This is a genomic window from Pseudomonas sp. 2024-210 (assembly GCF_045062345.1).
Classification (GTDB): domain Bacteria; phylum Pseudomonadota; class Gammaproteobacteria; order Pseudomonadales; family Pseudomonadaceae; genus Aquipseudomonas.
In genome coordinates this window covers 10660-24947 of the sequence record NZ_JBJGEJ010000006.1, presented here as the reverse complement: position 1 = coordinate 24947, position 14288 = coordinate 10660, and the positions used below count along the sequence as shown (strand labels likewise).

General features: G+C 58.8%; 14 protein-coding genes. 6 read left to right on the top strand and 8 right to left on the bottom strand.

Translation table 11 applies throughout. The annotated features are described in order from the left end of the window. Positions 1-76 precede the first annotated feature (76 nt). Entirely contained in the window at positions 77-1408 is a 1332-nt protein-coding gene (locus tag ACI7MX_RS10530; protein ID WP_405586980.1) for an MFS transporter, read from the top strand. Between the two features lie 78 nt (positions 1409-1486). Then, positions 1487-2371 carry a DMT family transporter gene (locus tag ACI7MX_RS10525; protein ID WP_405586983.1) on the top strand — a complete coding sequence of 295 codons (885 nt, stop codon included), beginning with the start codon at positions 1487-1489 and terminating at the stop codon, positions 2369-2371. A gap of 3 nt (positions 2372-2374) precedes the next feature. On the opposite strand, the gene pcaG is transcribed toward ACI7MX_RS10525, so the two are convergent. From pcaG to pcaQ, 3 genes are all read right to left on the bottom strand, one after another. Further along, entirely contained in the window at positions 2375-2980 is a 606-nt protein-coding gene (gene pcaG, locus ACI7MX_RS10520; protein WP_314484619.1) for a protocatechuate 3,4-dioxygenase subunit alpha, read from the bottom strand. A gap of 11 nt (positions 2981-2991) precedes the next feature. Further along, entirely contained in the window at positions 2992-3711 is a 720-nt protein-coding gene (gene pcaH, locus ACI7MX_RS10515) for a protocatechuate 3,4-dioxygenase subunit beta (RefSeq protein ID WP_314484616.1), read from the bottom strand. A 103-nt stretch (positions 3712-3814) separates the two neighbouring features. Beyond that, positions 3815-4744, bottom strand: a complete 930-nt coding sequence (pcaQ, locus tag ACI7MX_RS10510; RefSeq protein ID WP_314484613.1) for a pca operon transcription factor PcaQ — start codon at positions 4742-4744, stop codon at positions 3815-3817. A 189-nt stretch (positions 4745-4933) separates the two neighbouring features. Here pcaQ and ACI7MX_RS10505 point away from each other — a divergent pair, with 189 nt between their 5' ends. Continuing rightward, positions 4934-5827, top strand: a complete 894-nt coding sequence (locus ACI7MX_RS10505) for a neutral zinc metallopeptidase (RefSeq protein ID WP_405586988.1) — start codon at positions 4934-4936, stop codon at positions 5825-5827. Beyond that, a complete protein-coding gene (locus tag ACI7MX_RS10500; RefSeq protein WP_405586991.1) occupies positions 5828-6814 on the top strand; it encodes an alpha/beta hydrolase in 987 nt (328 codons plus the stop codon). Between the two features lie 137 nt (positions 6815-6951). On the opposite strand, the gene ACI7MX_RS10495 is transcribed toward ACI7MX_RS10500, so the two are convergent. The 3 genes from ACI7MX_RS10495 to ACI7MX_RS10485 form a co-directional block, all read right to left on the bottom strand. After that, a complete protein-coding gene (locus tag ACI7MX_RS10495; protein WP_405586994.1) occupies positions 6952-7548 on the bottom strand; it encodes an HAD family hydrolase in 597 nt (198 codons plus the stop codon). Further along, entirely contained in the window at positions 7545-8414 is an 870-nt protein-coding gene (tesB, locus tag ACI7MX_RS10490) for an acyl-CoA thioesterase II (RefSeq protein ID WP_314484601.1), read from the bottom strand. The genes ACI7MX_RS10495 and tesB overlap by 4 nt, the downstream gene beginning before the upstream one ends. 86 nt (positions 8415-8500) lie before the next feature. Continuing rightward, on the bottom strand, positions 8501-9070 hold the full coding sequence (locus tag ACI7MX_RS10485) for a GNAT family N-acetyltransferase (RefSeq protein WP_314484599.1): 570 nt from the start codon (positions 9068-9070) through the stop codon (positions 8501-8503). A gap of 91 nt (positions 9071-9161) precedes the next feature. Here ACI7MX_RS10485 and ACI7MX_RS10480 point away from each other — a divergent pair, with 91 nt between their 5' ends. Further along, the gene (locus ACI7MX_RS10480; RefSeq protein ID WP_405586998.1) at positions 9162-10082 is read left to right on the top strand and encodes a histone deacetylase; all 921 of its coding nucleotides are present in this window, start codon (positions 9162-9164) and stop codon (positions 10080-10082) included. A gap of 278 nt (positions 10083-10360) precedes the next feature. Further along, positions 10361-11596 carry a TIGR03862 family flavoprotein gene (locus ACI7MX_RS10475; protein WP_405587001.1) on the top strand — a complete coding sequence of 412 codons (1236 nt, stop codon included), beginning with the start codon at positions 10361-10363 and terminating at the stop codon, positions 11594-11596. On the opposite strand, the gene ACI7MX_RS10470 is transcribed toward ACI7MX_RS10475, so the two are convergent. Then, positions 11593-12930, bottom strand: coding sequence for a DEAD/DEAH box helicase (locus ACI7MX_RS10470; RefSeq protein ID WP_122782238.1), 1338 nt, complete (start codon positions 12928-12930; stop codon positions 11593-11595). The two genes, ACI7MX_RS10475 and ACI7MX_RS10470, sit on opposite strands and share 4 nt — an antisense overlap. A 58-nt stretch (positions 12931-12988) precedes the next feature. Then, positions 12989-13879, bottom strand: coding sequence for a drug/metabolite exporter YedA (yedA, locus tag ACI7MX_RS10465; protein WP_405587005.1), 891 nt, complete (start codon positions 13877-13879; stop codon positions 12989-12991). Between the last annotated feature and the right edge of the window lie 409 nt (positions 13880-14288).

The following is a 14288-nucleotide window of genomic DNA, read 5'->3' as shown; positions in this document are numbered from 1 at the left end:
GCCACCATCAAACCCGTATGACGTGCTGCACATGCGCCACACCAAAAAACAATTCCAAGAAACGGGTAAACACCTCATGGTCCCTTCTCAGACTGCACGTACCACGCCTGCCCAAAGTGTTCCGCACGCCGGTTTCGGCGGCAAGATCCGCGGTGCCATGGCAAGCGGCAAGACCCGCTGGGGAATGCTCGCGCTGGTCTTTTTCGCCACCACGCTGAACTTTATCGACCGCGCTGCCCTCGGCGTGATGCAACCGGTTCTGGCCAAAGAGATGAGCTGGACGGCGATGGATTACGCCAACATCAACTTCTGGTTTCAGGTCGGCTATGCCATAGGCTTCGTCCTGCAAGGCCGCTTGATTGACCGCATCGGCGTCAAGCGTGTGTTCTTCTGCGCCGTGCTGCTATGGAGCCTGGCCACGGGCGCGCATGGTCTGGCCACCTCAGCCGTCGGCTTTATGATCTGCCGCTTTATTCTCGGCGTGACCGAAGCCGCCAACTACCCGGCCTGCGTAAAAACCACGCGTCTGTGGTTCCCCGCCCAGGAACGTGCGGTGGCCAGCGGTATCTTCAATGCCGGGACGAACGTGGGCGCCATGTTTACTCCCATGATGCTGCCACTGGTGCTGCATGTGTGGGGTTGGCAGGCTGCGTTTCTGTGCATGTCTGCGCTGGGTGGTATCTGGCTGATCTTCTGGGGCTTGAAGTACTTCAACCCTGAAGACCACCCCACCGTTTCCAAAGAGGAACTGGCCTACATCCAGCAAGAAAAAGAGCCGGAGCAAACCACCGTTTCGTTCTCCAGCATCCTGAAGATGCGTGGTACGTGGGCCTTTGCCCTGTCATACGCGATGACCGCGCCGGTGTTCTGGTTTTACCTGTATTGGTTGCCGCCTTTCCTCAACCAGCAATACAACCTGGGCATCAGCGTCACGCAGATGGGTATTCCGCTGATCATCATCTACATCACCGCCGACTTCGGCAGCGTGGGTGGCGGCATTCTGTCTTCGGTCTTGATCAAACGGGGCATGGCGGCAGTCAAGGCGCGACTGGTGTCGATGCTGTTGTGCGCCATTGCCATTATTGGTGTGGTCTTGGCCGCCGGTTCCAGCGACCTCTGGATGGCCGTGGGTGCCATTGCCCTGGCGCTGGGCGCGCACCAAGCCTGGACGGCCAACGTGTGGAGCATGGTCATGGACTACACGCCCAAACACATGATGGGCACGGTGTTCGGCTTTGGCGGCATGTGCGCAGCCATCGGCGGTATGTTTATGACCCAGTTTGTCGGCTATGTGCTGACTGTCACAAACAACAACTACACCGTGTTGTTCACGATGATTCCAGGCATGTATTTTATTGCGCTGGTCTGGATGTACTTCATGGCTCCGCGAAAAATCCCGCAGGTCTGATACGCGAGCTTAATCGAACCTCTTGTGAGCGTCAGGCTGTCTGACGCTCGACACGCCGTCCTTCAATAGAGGTGCTCGATGACATTGCCAACGCCACTTTCAGGGGTTAACCACCCTCTGAAGGGGATTCTGCTGATTGTCACAGCCACTGCGCTGTTTTCCAGCCACGACGCACTGTCCAAATACCTCAGTGGAATCTACCCCGTGGTGATGGTGGTGTGGGCGCGCTATCTGGTGCACACCGTCTTGATGGCGGGGATTTTCCTTCCCCAGTCAGGGCTGAGTGTATTGCGCAGCACCCGGCCCCTGCTGCAAGCGCTGCGGGCCATCTGTCTGTTGGGGTCGGGGTTGTTCTTCACCTACGGATTGCTGTTTATCCCATTGGCGGAAAACACCGCCGTCAACTTTATCGCGCCGTTGCTGGTGGCGGCATTGTCCGGCCCGCTGTTAGGCGAAAAGGTATCGAAGGGCCAGTGGCTGGCCGTGGTCTGCGGATTCATCGGCGTGGTGGTGATCATCCATCCCGGCGGCGGGCTGTTCACGCCGGCGGTGTTGCTGCCGATGGCTGCGGCGCTTTGCTTCTGCTGCTACCAGATCCTGACGCGCAAACTCAGCGCTTACGACAGCCCGACCACCAGCAACTTCTTTGCCGGGCTGTTCAATGCAATCGTGATGAGCGCGCTGGTGCCTTTTTTCTGGCAGACACCCACGTTTATCAATGGCCTGGCCATGCTCGCGCTGGGCACCTTGGGCATGACCGCGCACTTGCTGCTCACGCAATCTTTCAGGGTCGCTGCACCGGCGCTGCTGGCACCGTTCAGCTATTGCCAGATTGTGTTCTCCGGCATTTTGGGATGGTTTCTATTTGGCCACATGCCCGACCTGTCAGCCCGCATCGGCATCGCCATTATCTGCCTCAGCGGGCTGGCCGCAGCGTGGCAGCAACGCCGCGCGCGTGGTTGAGCTTTAAAAATCGAAAAACACCGTTTCGCCCGCACCCTGAATATAAATATCAAATCGGTAAGCCGGTTTGCCATTCACTTCGCAGCGCTGTGCGATCAAAGTTTCACGCCGTTGCGGCTGCTCAATCAGATTGAGCACCGGGCACTTCGCGTTGGCCTCAGGCTCGTCGCTGAAATACAGGCGCGTCTGCAAATGGATGTTGATGCCACGGGCAAACAGCGACACGTTGATATGCGGCGCCATCGGCACACCGGCAGCCGTGTTTACCACGCCAGGCTTGATGGTATTAAGCGTCCACTCGCCGGCATCAAAGGTGGTGGCAGTGCGGCCAAAACTGTTGAACGTCTTTTCCGAATCAAATGCTTCGTCGTAGCGCCCTTCATGGTTGGCTTGCCACAGCTCAAGAAATGAGTCGCGCACCAGATGGCCATTACCGTCATAGACATGGCCCAGCAGCACAATGTGCTCACCCGGCGAGCCGGGCTTGGCCATTTCGTTCCAGATTTCTTCGGGACGCGACGGATTACCGGCAGCGGACAGCGCCAGACCGATATGCACGTAAGGGCCAGCCGTTTGCGAAGGGGTTTCGGGTAGCAGTTCGATAGGCATGATAGGGCTCCTCAGCGATTTTCGAAGTGAGTCTGGCGCTGACCGCGCAGCACGATGTCGAAGCGGTAGGCCAGGCAATCCATCGGGTTGGCAGCGCCCATGTCCAGACGGGCGATCAGGCTTTGCACCGCTTCGGGGTTGGCAATCGACTTGACGATCGGGCACATCGGGATCAACGGATCGCCTTCGAAATACAGCTGGGTAATCAAACGTGTCGCAATCGACGGGCCACTGACCGACACGTGAATATGCGCCGGACGCCAGTCATTCGGGCCATTGCGCCACGGGTACGGGCCGGGTTTGACCGTGCGAAAGCTGTAGTAGCCCTGACTGTCAGTCAGGGTGCGACCGACACCGCCGAAATTGGGGTCAAGCGGTGCCAGGTAACGGTCATTCTTGTGGCGATAGCGCCCACCGGCGTTGGCTTGCCACATTTCCACCAACGTATTGGGAATCGGCTTGCCGTATTGATCGCAGACCCGGCCCGCGACCAGAATGCGTTCTCCGATAGGCAACCCGCCATTGTTGAAATTGAGCAGCAGATCGTTGTCGAACTGGCCGAAGCGCAGATGGGAAAAATCAGGCCCACTGGTTTCGCTGACCGATTGCGGGATACTCACCAACGCTTGACGCGGGGAACGGGCAATGGAGGTTTTGTAATCCGGGGTCAGAGCTTTGGGGTGCCAGTTGCGGTCACGAATGACAAAGCGCCGGCTGTCTGCATCAGACATGTCGATCTCCTGTTGTTTTTATTGGCTGCACGGTAAGCCAGCAGTTTAAACAACAGGTCAACAAGGACTACTGAAAAGGCCAGGGCCATCCATAACCATTCAGTTATGGATAAACCCCTGCGGCATACGCCTGCCCCAGCTCACGCAACACTTCGATGCACCCTTGCGCAGCCAACGAGACGGGCACGTGGGCGTTGCGACAAATACCGATAGAACCGCCCGGCTCTCGCTGTCCCACGTCCAGTTCGTGAAACTCGCCACTGGCCAGATCCAGTCGAACCGCATCCAGCGGCGCAATCCAGACGGCGTCGTTACACAGCACATAACGGCGGCTCAGGGTCACGGACAGCGTTTCCAGGCGCTGACGGGACGGGTTGATGCCGCATTGCACGAACAAGCTGTCGGCATACGCCCGGATGGTCGTATTGGCTAAAGGCACGACCAAGGGGTAGTTTTCCAGCAGGCTGCGATCCAGCGGTTGGCGCGCCAATGGGTGCCCGGCTCGCACCACCAGCGTCATGGACTCGCTATACAGGTGTTCAAAATTCATACCCTGAATTTCCGGGCTGTCGGTCATTCGCCCGACCACCAGATCCACATCCCCTACCCGCAATTGCGAGAGCAAATAGGCGCTGGGTCCCGTCACCACACTGACCACCAATGAGGAATGCTGCTGATGCAGGCGTCGCACCAATTCGGGTATCAACACACTCTCGACGGTCGACAGCACGCCAAGGCGCACCGCCCCGCCCGCAAATTCGCCGCCGCGCAGCGCATTGACCCCTTCGCGTAACGCCTGCACCGATGGCGTCGCATACCGCAGGAAGGCCACCCCGGCCTCAGTCAGGCTTATTCCGTTTTTACTGCGAACAAACAGGCTGACCGTGAGTAAGGCTTCCAACTCCTTGAGGGTCTTGGACATGGCCGGCTGACTCACCGCCAACACATCCGCCGCCCGCGCCAGACTGCCTTGGCGTGCCATTTCCAGAAAGCACACCAGATGACGGTATTTGATGCGGGTATCTATATTCACAGGGATAACAACTCCGGGGCGATCTGCGGTTCAGGCGCTATTCAACCACTTGAGACTAAGGTCTGGAACTGTCATAAGCCCTTTGGGTCTTTTAAGAAGACTCCACCGAGGAAACGTCTGACGACCGGGCTGGCGCAGTCAGGTCTCAGCAACAACACTTATAGACACGATTTATTAGAGGATTCCTCCATGCTGTGGAAAAAAGGCCGCCGTAGCGACAACGTTGAAGACGTGCGCGATCAAAGCACTGGCGGCGGTGGAGGCATGCGTTTCGGGGGCGGCAAAGGATTGAGCCTGATGGCCGTGGTCGTGATTGTCGGCTTCGGCCTGCTGACCGGCCAGGACCCCATGCAGATTCTCGGGCAATTAAGCGGCCAGATGACCGAGCAATCTGCTCCCCAAGTGACTCAGCAAGCCGGGCATGCGCCGCCGGCCAATGACGAACAAGCCGATTTTGTTCGCGCCGTGCTGGGCGATACCGAAGACACTTGGGCACAGATTTTTCAGCAGTCGGGCCGCCACTATAAAAACCCGACCCTGGTGCTGTTTCGCGGGCAGGTCGGCTCGGCCTGCGGCTATGCCACGGCAGCCAGTGGTCCATTCTATTGCCCGGCAGACCAGAAGGTGTACCTGGACATGAGTTTCTTCCAGGAAATGGCGCAGCGCTTCAAAGCTTCGGGCGACTTCGCGCAAGCCTATGTGATTGCCCATGAAGTGGGCCATCACGTGCAAACCTTGCTGGGCATCTCCTCAAAAATGCAGATGGCCCGTCAGCAAGGTCGGCGCATGGAAGGTGACGGCGGGTTGTTGGTGCGTCAGGAGCTGCAAGCCGACTGTTTTGCCGGGGTGTGGGCGAATCTGGCGCAAAAGCGCCATAACTGGCTGGAACCCGGCGACATTGAGTCGGCGCTGAACGCCGCCAATGCCATTGGTGATGATCGCCTGCAACAACAAAGCCGTGGCCGCGTCGTGCCGGACTCTTTCACCCACGGCACTTCGGCGCAGCGGGTCAAGTGGTTCAAGACTGGCTTTGCTCAAGGCAATATCAATCGATGCGACACGTTTTCAGCAAGGAACCTCTAAATGGCTACACGCTTGTTCGCTTCAATGATGGTGTGGATGGTGGTGTGTTGTAGCGTTCAAGCAGCCGAACATGGGGTTAAAGAACTCAGCCCCGAGGCTATGAAAATCGGTGCCAGCGAATTGAAAGTCGGCGTCAGTCAGGACTGGAAACACCCTCTGCCCGACGTGCAACGGGCGCTGATTGTCATTCACGGGCGCTTGCGCAATGCACAGACCTACCTGCACAGCGCCGAACAGGCTGCGACACAGGCCGGACAGTTATCCACAACCTTGATCATCGCGCCGCAGTTTCTTAATCAAACCGACAGTAACCGCCATGCCCTGCCGGACGCCGTGCTGCGCTGGCAGGGTAACGACTGGATGGCCGGAGCTCCCGCCCTTGGGCCTTCCCCCCTCAGCTCATATGCGGCGCTGGATCACATACTTGAGCGCCTTGGCGACCGTAAACGCTTCCCGGGGTTGCGCGAAGTGGTGATTGCCGGGCATTCAGGCGGTGCCCAAGTGGTGCAACGCTACGCATTGACGACTCAGGCCGATACGGCGTTGAAAGCCAAAGGCATCAAGGTGCGTTATGTGGTCGCCAACCCTTCTTCCTACGCTTATTTCACTGCGCAGCGGCCAGTTCCCACCTTTGATCAAGCCAGTTGCCCTGGCTTCAATACCTGGAAATACGGGCTTGTAGGCCTGCCTGCGTATGCAGAAGGGCAAAAGCGGCGGGCGCTTGAACAGGCCTACGTAGAACGCGATATCACCTACTTGTTGGGCGCCAAGGACACCGACCCCAACCACCCGGCGCTGGATAAAAGCTGCGAGGCGCAGGCACAGGGTGCGTTCAGGTTGGTGCGCGGCAAGAATTACGTTGAATACCTGACTCAACGCCATCCACAGGGGCTCAATCAACGGCTGGTTGAAGTGCCCGGCGTTGGGCACAACGGCGACCAGATGTTCACCTCACCTGAGGGGCAAAAGGCGTTGTTCGGACACTGAGCCGGACGTCGTAGCAGTTGCCGCAGGCGACGTCCGATTGCGCAGCAATCGTAAATTCAGTCACCTGAGTGTCCCATTAAGATCCGGGGCTTAATTATTACGATCGCTGCGCAATCGGACGCAGCCTTCGGCAGCTGCTACGGGGATGTAAACAACGCATGCAGTTCATAGCAGTCCTGCACATGCCAGTCGGTCAGTTCCGGCCAGGGATTGACCGGCACGTTGACCAGCACGGTTTTACAGCCCGCCGCACGCCCGCAGTCGAGGTCAAAACGATAATCGCCCACCATCACCATCCGGGCAGGCTCCACCTGCCACGACCGCGCCAGTTTCAGCAGGCCGTCCGGGTCAGGTTTATGCACCGCACACTCACGCCCCAGCACATCTTCAGGCTTAAAGCAGTCGGCCAGGCCAATGGCCTGCAGGGTGATCAGCGCCAACTCCCGCGCATTGCGCGTCAATATTCCAAGGCGATAACCCCGCGCAGCCAGATCGCGCACCAGTTCAACCGCGCCGGGTGCAGCCGTGGAGGCCTTGGCCAGCTCCCGCTCATGCTCAAGTAACCATGCGTGTTTGGCCGCGGCTTGCGCCGCAGGCAAAGCACTGAGATGAGTCAGAATATCCTCATCAGGCGGGATGCCCAACGCCCGGCGAATCTCGGCAAAGTCATGCACGGCAACGGTCAAAGTGCCATCCATGTCAAACACCCAATGGCGGATGTCTTTGAGCCTCATGCCCAGTCCTTGCGATGGCGAATCAGACCTTCCTGAGTCACCGATGCAACCAGTTGGCCCGCACGGTTATACACGCTGCCACGGGAGAATCCGCGCGAGTTGCCCGCCCACGGACTGTCCATCGCGTAGAGCAACCAGTCATCGGCACGCAAATCGGCATGAAACCACAGGGCGTGGTCGAGGCTGGCAACTTGCATGTCTTTTTGCCATACGCCTTTGCCGTGGGGCAGCAACGAGGTCGTCAGCAAGCCGAAGTCCGACGCATAGGCCAGCAAGTATTTGTGCAAGGCCGGGGTATCGGGCAGCGAGCCGTCGGCACGAAACCACACGTATTTGATTGGGTCAGAGACCGCAGGGTTGAACGGATCTTCGCCAACGATCGGGCGAAACTCGATCGGTTTTGCGCACAGCAATTTTTCGCGCATCGACTCCGGAATCAGGTGCGCTCGCTGGCGAATCATCTCCAGCTCGGAGGGCAGGTTTTCTGGGCCAACGACGTCGGGCATTGACGTCTGATGCTCAAACCCCACTTCGTCGTACTGGAACGAAGCGCTGCTGGTGAAAATCGGCTGGCCCTTCTGAATGGCCGTTACCCGACGGGTGCTGAAACTGCCGCCGTCGCGTACCCGGTCAACCTGATAAACCACGGGCAGGCTGGCATCGCCGGGGCGCAAAAAATAGCCATGCATAGAATGCACATGGCGGGCGTCTTCAACCGTCTGGCTCATGGCCGACAGCGATTGCCCAAGCACCTGACCGCCGAACAACTGGCGAAAGCCCAAGTCCTGACTGCTGCCACGAAAGAGGTTTTCTTCGATCGGCTCCAGCGTCAGCAAATTGACCAGATCATCCAACACTTGGCTCATTCCGATTCTCCTCACACAAAGCAATAGCGCCGTACATCGGAGGACGACGCTCAACAAAATTCCGACTTGCGTCGCTCTACATCGACCTACCCGTGCAGGGTTTCCAGCCATTGTGCCCGCGAAATGCGGTACAGCACATGCGACCTTAATGGATGCCCTTCAGGCAGGCGCGGGTGTTCAAAATCACCTGCGCGGTCGCGGTGCATGCCAATCGCTTGCATGACCTTTTGCGACGGCAGATTTGCCTCACTGGTGAAAGACACCACCTGATCCAGCGCCAAACGATCAAACCCGCAGCGCAACGCCGCCCAGGCCGCCTCGCTGGCGTACCCCAACCCCCAGTGTTCTCGCGCCAGTCGCCAGCCAATTTCGACCGCCGGGGTAAAGGCAGCGGCAAAATTGACATTCGCCAGCCCGGTGAAGCCAATGAACTCGCCGGAATCCTTGCGTTGCAACGCCCAGAAACCGTAACCATGCTCAGCAAAATGGCCGCGCATGCGGCCTATGAAAGCGGCGCTTTCGAGGCGGCTCAAGTGCGCAGGAAAATAGCGCATCACCTGAGGGTCCGTACACATCGCAGCGAACTCAGGCAAATCGGTGTCGCGCCAGGGGCGCAACAACAACCGAGGGCTTTCGAGTTCTTTGATCTGCTCCATCAGGCCTCTCCGATTGATGACCGGGCTTTTCAACTGTTGAGCAGTGTACAGCGCTGTTAATATTCCGCGCTCGCTCAGACGTGAATTCCCTATGCCTGTACCGCTGATATACCACGATGATTACAGCCCTGAATTCCCGGCAGAGCACCGCTTTCCGATGGACAAGTTCCGTTTGTTGCGTGATCACCTGATCGACACCGGGTTGACCCGTGAAGTCGACCTGTTGCGCCCCGAACTGTGCCCTGTGGATATCCTCGCGCTGGCCCATGACCGCGCCTACATCGAGCGCTATATGGCCGGGGAGTTGGCGCGTGAAGATCAACGCCGTCTGGGCCTGCCCTGGAGCGAAGCCCTGGCGCGTCGCACGATTCGCGCAGTGGGCGGGTCACTGTTGGCCGCCGAACAAGCCCTTGAGCATGGGCTGGCTTGCCACTTGGCGGGCGGCACTCATCACGCGCATTACGACCACCCGGCGGGGTTTTGCATCTTCAATGATCTGGCAGTCATCAGTCGCTACCTGCTGGAAAGTGGCCGGGTCAATCGCGTGCTTATTTTCGACTGCGATGTGCATCAAGGCGACGGTACAGCGCGCATCCTTGAGCAGACGCCAGACGCTATTACGGTTTCCCTGCACTGCGAAAAGAACTTTCCGGCGCGCAAGGCGCAAAGCGATTGGGACATCGGCTTGCCGATGGGTATGGGTGATGCCGACTATTTACAAGTGGTCGACGAGGCGCTGAATTACCTGTTGCCGTTGTACCAGCCGGATCTGGTGCTGTATGACGCCGGGGTCGACGTGCACAAGGACGATGCGCTGGGTTATTTGAAGTTGACGGATGCGGGCCTCGCCGAGCGCGATGAGCGCGTGATGCGTCATTGCCTGGGCCGCGATATTCCGGTGGTCGGCGTGATTGGCGGGGGTTACAGCAAAGACCGCGAAGCCCTGGCACGGCGTCATGGCATCTTGCATCACAGCGCACAAAAGGTCTGGCTGTCATCAGGGTGTCATTGAGGCGTGATTTTTTACCCACAATGCCTGTGGAACTGCCTGTGGATAACCTGAGTGAAAGCCCTCGCAGGCCACAGCGCGTATAGCCTGCACAGCACTGTATGTTTTTCGTACAGCTGCTGGTCAATTCTTGTAGCCGCTGCCGCAGGCTGCGATGGGATGCGTAGCGTCCCCGCTTTAGCAAGGCCCCTTCGGCCCTATCGCAGCCTGCGGCAGCGGCTACAGGGTTTGACGCACTCAGGTAGAATGCCCGACTTATTTCGCCGATTTGCAGCCTTGTCATGACTCAGCCCACCTCCTCTGCGTCCCCTCATGTCGCCATTATTGGCGGGGGCCCCGCCGGTTTAATGGCCGCCGAAGTGTTGAGCCAGGCAGGCGTAAAGGTGGACCTCTACGACAGCATGCCGTCCGTGGGCCGCAAGTTTTTGCTGGCGGGCGTGGGCGGCATGAACATCACCCACTCCGAAGCCTACCCGGCCTTCCTGTCCCGCTATGCCGAACGTGCCCCGCAGATAGCCCCGCTGCTGCGGGCGTTCGACGCGGATGCCCTGTGCCAGTGGATTCACGACTTGGGTATTGAAACCTTCGTCGGCAGCTCAGGCCGTGTCTTCCCCACCGACATGAAAGCCGCCCCGCTCCTGCGCGCCTGGCTCAAGCGATTGCGCGACAGCGGTGTGGTTATCCACACCCGCCATCGCTGGCTGGGTTGGGACGCTGAGGGTCAGTTGCGCATCGACAGCCCCGAAGGCGAAAAGCGCTGCAAACCCGATGCGGTCATCCTGGCGCTGGGCGGCGGCAGTTGGGCCAGACTGGGTTCCGACGGCGCATGGATGCCGCTGTTGGCTGAGCGCAATGTCGAGTTGGCCCCCCTGCAGCCGAGCAACTGCGGCTTTGATGTGCAAGGTTGGAGTGAGGTGCTGCGCAATAAATTCGCCGGGGCACCGCTGAAAAATATCGCCATCGCTCTGGAGCACCACGCCCCGCGGTTGGGCGAGTGCGTAATTACCGCCAGCGGGATTGAAGGCAGTTTGATATACGCCTGGTCGGCACCGATTCGAGAAACTATCCACCAACAGGGCAGCGCAACGATCTTGATCGACCTGCTGCCGGGCAAGCCTGTGGATAAAGTAGCCGCCGCACTGGCCAAGCCTCGCGGCTCGCGCTCGATGAGCAAACATATGCACAGCCAGTTGGGACTTGATGGCGTGAAAGCGGCGCTGTTGCGTGAGCTGGCCCCCGCTGATGTCTTCAACGAGCCGGCACGACTGGCCAAAGCGATTAAAGCCCTACCGCTCAAACTGGTGAAGGCGCGACCACTGGACGAGGCCATCAGCAGTGCGGGAGGCGTTCGATTTGAGGCGCTGGATGAAAACCTGATGCTCAAGCCATTACCCGGCGTCTTCTGCGCAGGCGAAATGCTCGATTGGGAAGCCCCCACCGGCGGCTATTTGCTCACAGGCTGTTTTGCCAGTGGGCGCGCCGCCGCGTTGGGGGTTTTAAGCTGGCTTAACGCTTAAGGCTTGCGCTTGCGCGGGCCGGTGTTGAATACAGGCACTTTGCGCACCGGTTTGACCGATGGCTCGGACGGCGCAGCTTCACCGCTGTCGACCCACTTGCCCAGGTTACGCTTACCACCACCGCCCGAAGTTTTCGGCTTCTTAGGCTTCTTCGGTTTTTTGATCACCTGCCCGCTGGCATCGGTCTCGGGCACACGGTGCTCAGGCTCGAAGTCCTGCTGCTCATGGCGCGGCAAGGTCTGGCGGGTCAGCATTTCAATGGCCGACAGCATGTTCACTTCATCGGCGCACACAAACGAAATGGCTTCGCCCTTCTGCCCCGCACGGCCCGTACGGCCGATACGGTGGATGTAGTCTTCCGCCACAATCGGCATGTCGAAGTTGATCACCAACGGCAAGTCTTCGATGTCCAGGCCACGGGCTGCCACATCGGTCGCCACCAGAATCTGCACTTCGCTGGCCTTGAAACGATCCAGTGCCCGTTGACGGGTCGCTTGAGGCTTGTCGCCGTGAATGCCATCGGCATTGATACCCAAGGCTTGAAGCTTGCCGACCAACTCGTCCACGCCATTGCGGGTCTTGGCGAATACCAGTACCTGCTTCCAGTGCTGGGTGCGCAGCAGGTGCAAAAACAGCTCCGGCTTGCGCTTTTTATCCACCGGAATGATCCACTGCTTGACGCTGCTGGCCGCCACGTTGCGCGGGCTGACTTCGATGCTCAGCGGGTTGTCGAGCATCTGCTCGGCCAACAGGCGAATCGGGTCAGAGAACGTCGCCGAGAACAGCAGGGTCTGGCGCTTCTTCGGCAGTACGCGGTAAATATCCTTCAGCTCTTCTGTAAAGCCAAGGTCAAGCATGCGGTCAGCTTCATCAAGAATCAGCGTTTGCAGTTGCGTGAACTTGATGGCTTTTTGACGATACAGATCGAGCAGACGACCCGGTGTGGCCACCAGCACATCAACGCCTTTGCGCATTTTCATCATTTGCGGGTTGATGCTGACACCGCCGTACACCGCATAGGTGCTCAACGGCAGGTGTTCGGCGTATTGGCGGATGCTCTCGTGCACCTGTTCGGCCAGTTCACGGGTCGGCACCAGTACCAGTGCACGCACCATGTTACTGGCGACTTTCGGCCCTTCCATGGTCAGCGACTGCAACAACGGCAGGGCAAAACCCGCGGTTTTGCCGGTGCCGGTCTGAGCCGCGGCCATCAGGTCACGGCCCGCCAGCACTGCGGGGATCGCTTGGGCCTGAACCGGGGTTGGGGTCTTGTAGCCGAGCGCCTCAAGGGCGCGCAGCAAGGGTTCGATGAGGCCAAGGGTGGCGAATGTCATGGGAATACCGTCGAAAAAGGTCAGCGCAGAGGTGCAATGGCGCGCAGTTTACCCTAATTCATGCGGGATTCTTCTTACGCCACTGCGGCAACCCGATCAACACCACGGCGCTGATGATGACCGCCATCGCCAAGCACTCTTCCACACCGATGGTTTCACCGGCGAAGGCAATGCCCAACATAACGGCCACGGCCGGGTTGACGTAGGCGTAGCTGGTGGCAGCGGCCGGGCGCACGTTTTTCAACAGGTACATATACGCACTGAAGGCGATGATTGAGCCGAAGAACACCAGATACAGCAGCGCACCCCAGCCAGCAGCGGTGGGCATTTGGGTCATGCGCTCGCCACTGAGCAAGCTCGCCGCCAGCAGCATGGCTCCTGCGGCGAGCATTTCAGCAGCGCTGGCCATCGGCCCGACGGGCAGTGGTAAGTGTCGGCTCCACACCGAGCCGAATGCCCACGCGGCGGCGGCAAAAATCACCATCGCGGCGCCTATCGGACTGGCTTGCAGGTTGGAACCCAGGTTGAGCATGCCGATGCCGATCAATCCGAGAATGATGCCCGCCCATTCCAAGCGGGTATTACGTGCGCCCCAGAAGTAACCGAACAGCAGCGTAAACAAGGGCACAGTGGCTACAGCCAGAGCGGCGACGCCTGACGCCACGCCGGAATGTTCGGCCAGCGTGACGCCGCCATTGCCGCAGGCCAGCAGCAGAAAGCCGATCATGGCTGCCGAGCGCCACTGGATGGCTGTGGGTGAAGGTGCTCCGCGCCAGCGCATATAGACGTACATCAAGCTGCCCGCGATAAGGAAACGCACGCCGGCCATCATCAACGGCGGCCAGGATTCGATACCGATGCGGATGGCCAAATAGGTCGAGCCCCAGATGACGTACAAGGCAAAAAAAGCACCGATCAGTTGAAGCGGAAAACGGCGTGCGGCAGGCATGAAGGCAGCTCAAAGGCAGATACAGGGGACTGGGGAGTTTAGACAACGAAGGAAGAAATAATAAGTAACAGAACGCGCCAAAAGTGACCGTACACTTTTCTTTCAAAATCAAAAGCACCCTCACCCTAGCCCTCTCCCAAAGGGAGAGGGGACTAAAGGCAAAAGCAGATCCGTGCAACACCCACATCAGACTCTCTCCCTTGAATGCAGTGGGAGTTAAAGTCAAAAGCAGATCTGCGCAACACCGCCAATCAGCTTCTCGCCCTTGAATGCAGTGGGAATTAAAGTCAAAAGCAGATCTGCGCAACACCGCCAATCAGCTTCTCGCCCTTGAATGCAGTGGGAATTAAAGTCAAAAGCAGATCTGCGCAACACCGCCAATCAGCTTCTCGCCCTTGAATGCAGTGGG

Coding starts and splice junctions, on each gene's coding strand:
- pcaG (WP_314484619.1), bottom strand. CDS start 2,980: ATGCCTATCGAACTGCTACCCGAAACCCCTTCGCAAACGGCTGGCCCT.
- yedA (WP_405587005.1), bottom strand. CDS start 13,879: ATGCCTGCCGCACGCCGTTTTCCGCTTCAACTGATCGGTGCTTTTTTT.
- ACI7MX_RS10505 (WP_405586988.1), top strand. CDS start 4,934: ATGCTGTGGAAAAAAGGCCGCCGTAGCGACAACGTTGAAGACGTGCGC.
- ACI7MX_RS10495 (WP_405586994.1), bottom strand. CDS start 7,548: ATGAGGCTCAAAGACATCCGCCATTGGGTGTTTGACATGGATGGCACT.
- ACI7MX_RS10480 (WP_405586998.1), top strand. CDS start 9,162: ATGCCTGTACCGCTGATATACCACGATGATTACAGCCCTGAATTCCCG.
- ACI7MX_RS10475 (WP_405587001.1), top strand. CDS start 10,361: ATGACTCAGCCCACCTCCTCTGCGTCCCCTCATGTCGCCATTATTGGC.
- ACI7MX_RS10470 (WP_122782238.1), bottom strand. CDS start 12,930: ATGACATTCGCCACCCTTGGCCTCATCGAACCCTTGCTGCGCGCCCTT.
- pcaH (WP_314484616.1), bottom strand. CDS start 3,711: ATGTCTGATGCAGACAGCCGGCGCTTTGTCATTCGTGACCGCAACTGG.
- ACI7MX_RS10500 (WP_405586991.1), top strand. CDS start 5,828: ATGGCTACACGCTTGTTCGCTTCAATGATGGTGTGGATGGTGGTGTGT.
- tesB (WP_314484601.1), bottom strand. CDS start 8,414: ATGAGCCAAGTGTTGGATGATCTGGTCAATTTGCTGACGCTGGAGCCG.
- ACI7MX_RS10485 (WP_314484599.1), bottom strand. CDS start 9,070: ATGGAGCAGATCAAAGAACTCGAAAGCCCTCGGTTGTTGTTGCGCCCC.
- ACI7MX_RS10525 (WP_405586983.1), top strand. CDS start 1,487: ATGACATTGCCAACGCCACTTTCAGGGGTTAACCACCCTCTGAAGGGG.
- ACI7MX_RS10530 (WP_405586980.1), top strand. CDS start 77: ATGGTCCCTTCTCAGACTGCACGTACCACGCCTGCCCAAAGTGTTCCG.